This is a genomic window from Acutalibacter sp. 1XD8-36 (assembly GCF_009917525.1).
In the GTDB taxonomy this organism is placed as follows: domain Bacteria; phylum Bacillota; class Clostridia; order Oscillospirales; family Acutalibacteraceae; genus Acutalibacter.
Window position 1 is genome coordinate 1 of record NZ_QZDU01000041.1, and the last position, 2370, is coordinate 2370.

Consider the following 2370-nt stretch of genomic DNA (forward strand, 5'->3'; position numbering starts at 1 on the left):
CTCAAATTTGATTCAGCGGTTAAGGACTATGGCGAGTACCATGACTACGAAAGCTCTCCCACCAAGAGCAATGCCAGCGAGTTCATCGATGCTTTCATTGAGCGTAACGCTGACCGTATCGGCGAGTTAGACAAACTGGTCAGCTACATGGCAGAGCGACCTGGGGTAGAAAAGCTGGGGATCCATGGCCTCTTTAGTCAGACCGATGACAAGATAGATTTGGATTCCGTTGCCGAGGAAGTGGGTCAGCATAAAGGCATCATATGGACACACGTCATCAGTTTACACCGCGAGGATGCCGAACGGCTGGGTTATAATAAGGCCGAGGTATGGCGGGAATTGGTGCGGAGGAATGTTACTGAGCTAGCTGAGGCTCAGAAAATTGACATCAGTAACCTGGAATGGTATGGAGCATTTCATAATACCACACACCATCCTCATATGCACTTGCTGGTCTATTCCAAGGACGCAAAGCAGGGTTGGCTGACAAAAAATGGGATTGCTGAACTGCGGAGTATGCTGGGTAATGACATCTTTCATATGGAGCAGTATAAGCTGTTCAATATGGAAACAGACCTACGCAACCGTCTGAAGAAGGAGAACCGAGAGGAAATTGAAAAGCTGATTGCTAAAATCCGTGATTCTTATGCCCCTACTTCCGAAATAGAAATGCTATTTTTGAAACTGGTTTCGCAGCTAAAGACCTGCAAAGGGCGTAAGCAGTATGGCTATTTGCCAAAAGAGGTTAAGGACACGGTCAACAGGATTGTGGCTGAGCTTGCAAAAGACGATGACATTGCAAAGTTGAATTCTGAGTGGAACAAGATCAACCGGGAGAAATTATCACTCTATCATGAGAAGAAAAAGCCGGATATTCCTCTGGAGGATAACCCTGAGTTTCGCAGTATTAAGAATGTGATTGTCAGGAGCGCGACACTGGCTATGAGAATTATAGATGCGGAGCCTGTGCAAAGTTATGATGTAGGTTCAGCTATGAGGTCGGTAGTTAGCGCGCTGTGTAAGGTAATCTCCAAGAGTTATGACAAGAAAATTGCTCGGCTGAACGCTCAAATCGATAGCAAGCTCAGAAGTAAAATAGAGCAGAAGAAGGCGGCGCATGGGTTGAAAACGGAGCGCAGTGTCCAACAGGATATGGATGACGATGAGGCTTTTGGGATGAGAATGTAGGGCCCTCAAATTTTGCGGTGCAAAACAAAGAATACGGTTTGTGAAAAACCAGAAAAAATAAGAAAAATGTCAGTGGACATAGGCGGGTACTATGTGGTAGTGTTGGTGGTCAGAAAGGGGGCCAGAGTATGGCAAAACGTAGAGCAAACGGAGAAGGCAACATACGCAAGCGCAAGGACGGACGCTGGGAAGGGCGGTACACCGCAGGCCGTGACCCGGAGTCCGGCAGGGTGATTTATAAGAACGTGCTTGGTAAGACACAGGCAGAGGTCAAAGAAAAGCTGGCCAGGGCCATTGAGGACAACAAAGGCTTGGATATCGTTAAAGCTGGTCAGTACACGGTAGGCCAATGGATGGACGTATGGTTTGAGAACTACGCCAAAATCAAGGTACGCCAATCCTCACACAAAACATACAAGGGTTATATTGAAAATCATATTAAGCCGAACATAGGTAAGATACCGCTCGGTAAGCTGACCACACTGGAAGTCCAAGCTCTTTACAGAAAGCTGTTGACCAGCGGCAGGGTAGAGCGCACGGAATCCAAGCAACAGCCCAAAGGCTTGAGCGCGAAAACTGTGCGGAACATAAACCAGGTGATTTCGTCCGCAATGGAACTTGCCAAAAGTCAAAAACTTATCTCAAGCAATCCCACAGACGGTTGTGCCCTACCAAAGGTTGAGCACCAAGAGATGAAAACGCTGACCGCTGACCAATTGGCTGCGTTCTTCCGTGAGGCCAAGAATAGCGGCGTGTTCGAGATGTACTACCTTGAGTTAGCAACAGGTTTACGCCGTGGCGAACTGCTGGGCCTAAAGTGGGACGATATTAACCTGGACACAGGCGCTATCCAAGTGAAACGGCAGGTAGCCAGGATCAATGGGGAAGTCGTGGAGGCCCCATTAAAGACAAAGAATTCCTACAGAACCCTGTCTATTGGGGCAGATGCGGTAGAAATTCTCCAGGAACAGAGGAACAAAGTAGCCGGTGAGTATGTATTTCCATCGCCCAACGGTGGGCCAATCTCGCCAGATAGCGTCCTGCATATGCTACATCGGGTACTTGAAAGGGCGGGGGATAAGGTAAAATAAGTTTCGCAAAAACAAAAAGAGACACGGTTTGCAGCTCTCTGGTAGAATGAAGTTATCACACCCCATTCAGAAAGGAGACAGTAAACCATGT

Annotated in this window: 2 protein-coding genes; both read left to right on the top strand. The window is 47.7% G+C overall.

Annotated elements, in window-relative coordinates; translation table 11 throughout:
• The coding region (gene mobP3 / locus D5270_RS16330; RefSeq protein WP_207709421.1) for a MobP3 family relaxase at positions 1 to 1188 on the top strand (1188 nt) is incomplete at its 5' end.
• Positions 1189 to 1316: 128 nt separating this feature from the next.
• On the top strand, positions 1317 to 2279 hold the full coding sequence (locus D5270_RS16335) for a tyrosine-type recombinase/integrase (protein WP_166545072.1): 963 nt from the start codon (positions 1317 to 1319) through the stop codon (positions 2277 to 2279).
• The last annotated feature ends 91 nt before the right edge of the window (positions 2280 to 2370 follow it).